This window comes from Flavobacterium hercynium, assembly GCF_002217285.1.
Taxonomy (GTDB): domain Bacteria; phylum Bacteroidota; class Bacteroidia; order Flavobacteriales; family Flavobacteriaceae; genus Flavobacterium; species Flavobacterium hercynium.
This window is the reverse complement of sequence record NZ_MUGW01000045.1, coordinates 1-3,314: the sequence shown is the minus strand read 5'-3', so window position 1 is coordinate 3,314 and position 3,314 is coordinate 1. Positions and strand designations below refer to the sequence as shown.

Below are 3,314 nucleotides of genomic sequence, written 5' to 3'. Positions count from 1 at the left end.
AAAGAAAGGCGACGACATACTCTCCCACATAACTGCAGTACCATCTGCGCAGGCGGGCTTAACTACTCTGTTCGGGATGGGAAGAGGTGAGCCCCGCCGCAATAACCACCTTAAGATTATTGTTTAAGGAGTTTCAAGTTTTTTTTGTTTCAGGTTTTTAACCTGTAACTTTAAACTTCAAACTTTAAACGCAGCTTTGCTGCAATATCTTAACATACTGAGATAAAGAAAAGTATTTTATTTATTATTTTTAGAAAGTTTCTCCCCGTCCGCCTAGGCGGACGGGAAAAGGTGTACATAAGCTTACGGATTATTAGTACTACTCGACTATGACATTACTGCCTTTACATCTATAGCCTATCAACGTGGTCATCTTCCACGATCCTTAAAAGAAATCTCATCTTGTGGTGGGTTTCGCGCTTATATGCTTTCAGCGCTTATCCCTTCCAAACGTAGCTACTCTGCGGTGCCCCTGGCGGGACAACAGATACACTAGAGGTTTGTCCAATTCGGTCCTCTCGTACTAGAATCAGATCCACTCAAATTTCTAACGCCCACAGTAGATAGAGACCGAACTGTCTCACGACGTTCTGAACCCAGCTCGCGTGCCACTTTAATGGGCGAACAGCCCAACCCTTGGGACCTTCTCCAGCCCCAGGATGTGACGAGCCGACATCGAGGTGCCAAACCCCCCCGTCGATATGAGCTCTTGGGGGAGATCAGCCTGTTATCCCCGGCGTACCTTTTATCCTTTGAGCGATGGCCCTTCCATGCGGAACCACCGGATCACTATGCTCTACTTTCGTACCTGATCGACCTGTATGTCTCTCAGTCAAGCTCCCTTATGCCATTGCACTCTACGCACGGTTACCAAGCGTACTGAGGGAACCTTTAGAAGCCTCCGTTACTCTTTTGGAGGCGACCACCCCAGTCAAACTACCCACCAAGCAATGTCCCCCACAATATGGGGTTAGGCCTCAGATAAACAAAGGGTTGTATTTCAACAATGACTCCACAACGCCTGGCGACGCCGCTTCAAAGTCTCCAACCTATCCTACACATCATTTATCCAAGGTCAATACTAAGCTATAGTAAAGGTGCACAGGGTCTTTTCGTCCCACTGCGGGTAAACGGCATCTTCACCGTTACTACAATTTCACCGAGCTCATGGCTGAGACAGTGTCCAGATCGTTACACCATTCGTGCAGGTCGGAACTTACCCGACAAGGAATTTCGCTACCTTAGGACCGTTATAGTTACGGCCGCCGTTTACTGGGGCTTCAATTCAATGCTTCTCCGAAGATAACATCTCCTCTTAACCTTCCAGCACCGGGCAGGTGTCAGGCCCTATACTTCATCTTACGATTTTGCAGAGCCCTGTGTTTTTGATAAACAGTCGCCTGGACCTCTTCACTGCGGCCAGCTTGCGCTGGCGACCTTTCTCCCGAAGTTACAGGTCTATTTTGCCTAATTCCTTAGCCATGAATCTCTCGAGCACCTTAGGATTCTCTCCTCAACTACCTGTGTCGGTTTACGGTACTGGTACTAATTACCTGAAGTTTAGAGGTTTTTCTTGGAAGCCCTTAGGCGCACTATCTATTTGTCCGAAGACTCCTAGTACTATCGTATTTCCCCAAGCCGTGTGGATTTGCCTGCACAGCTTATAGGTAGGTACTTCAACGAACTATTCCGTCAGTTCGCGGCGCTTTCATCACTCCGTCACCCCATCACAGTAATTAGTAGTACGGGAATATTAACCCGTTAGCCATCGACTGTCCCTTTCGGGTTCGCCTTAGGACCAGACTAACCCACAGCTGATTAGCATAGCTGTGGAAACCTTAGTTTTTCGGTGTGCGGGTTTCTCGCCCGCATTATCGTTACTTATGCCTACATTTTCTTTTCTAACCAGTCCAGCATACCTGACGATACACCTTCAACCCTGTTAGAATGCTCCCCTACCACTTAGAGTAAACTCTAAATCCATAGCTTCGGTAATATACTTATGCCCGATTATTATCCATGCTCGTCCGCTCGACTAGTGAGCTGTTACGCACTCTTTAAATGAATGGCTGCTTCCAAGCCAACATCCTAGCTGTCTGGGCAGACAAACCTCGTTCTTTCAACTTAGTATATATTTGGGGACCTTAGCTGATGGTCTGGGTTCTTTCCCTCTCGGACTTGGACCTTAGCACCCAAGCCCTCACTGCTGTGAAACATTATATAGCATTCGGAGTTTGTCAGGAATTGGTAGGCGGTGAAGCCCCCGCATCCAATCAGTAGCTCTACCTCTATATAACTTTATGCACAGCGCTGCACCTAAATGCATTTCGGGGAGTACGAGCTATTTCCGAGTTTGATTGGCCTTTCACCCCTACCCACAGGTCATCCGAAGACTTTTCAACGTCAACCGGTTCGGACCTCCACTGTGTGTTACCACAGCTTCATCCTGCCCATGGGTAGATCACACGGTTTCGCGTCTAACACTACTGACTAAAGCGCCCTATTCAGACTCGCTTTCGCTACGGATCCGTGGCTTAACCACTTAACCTTGCCAGCAACGTTAACTCGTAGGCTCATTATGCAAAAGGCACGCCGTCACCCCACGAAAGGGCTCCGACCGCTTGTAAGCGTATGGTTTCAGGATCTATTTCACTCCGTTATTCACGGTTCTTTTCACCTTTCCCTCACGGTACTGGTTCACTATCGGTCTCTCAGGAGTATTTAGCCTTAGCGGATGGTCCCGCCAAATTCAGACAGGGTTTCACGTGCCCCGCCCTACTCAGGATACCACTATCTATTATACTCGTTACCCATACGGGGCTATCACCCTCTATGGCGTCACTTTCCAGTAACTTCCGGTTCCTTGTACATAAAATGTCGTGGTCCTACAACCCCAACGATGCCGTAACAACATTGGTTTGGGCTAATCCGCGTTCGCTCGCCACTACTTACGGAATCACTTTTGTTTTCTTCTCCTCCGCCTACTTAGATGTTTCAGTTCAGCGGGTTTGCCCACCTATCGGTGTACTATGTCTTCAACATAGTGGGTTGCCCCATTCAGGTATCTACGGATCAATCGGTGTGTGCCCGTCCCCGTAGCTTTTCGCAGCTTATCACGCCTTTCATCGCCTCTGAGAGCCTAGGCATCCCCCATACGCCCTTATTTTGCTTATTGTACCAATCATAAAATTAATTATGACCGTTTTTTTTTGTTTTTCTTGCTTTTTCTTACCTTAGTAAGGAAAATCAGAAAAACGCTTTCTACTTTTTGTATTTTCTTATCTCAATATGTCAATGAACTTTGTTTGCTTTAG

The 3,314-nt window shown here is 47.4% G+C and carries 2 rRNA genes; both read right to left on the bottom strand.

The annotated features are described in order from the left end of the window. Window positions 1–3: 3 nt before the first annotated feature. Window positions 4–113 (bottom strand): 5S ribosomal RNA (rrf, locus tag B0A66_RS18555). Between the two features lie 180 nt (window positions 114–293). After that, window positions 294–3,175: ribosomal RNA gene (locus tag B0A66_RS18550) — 23S ribosomal RNA — on the bottom strand. Between the last annotated feature and the right edge of the window lie 139 nt (window positions 3,176–3,314).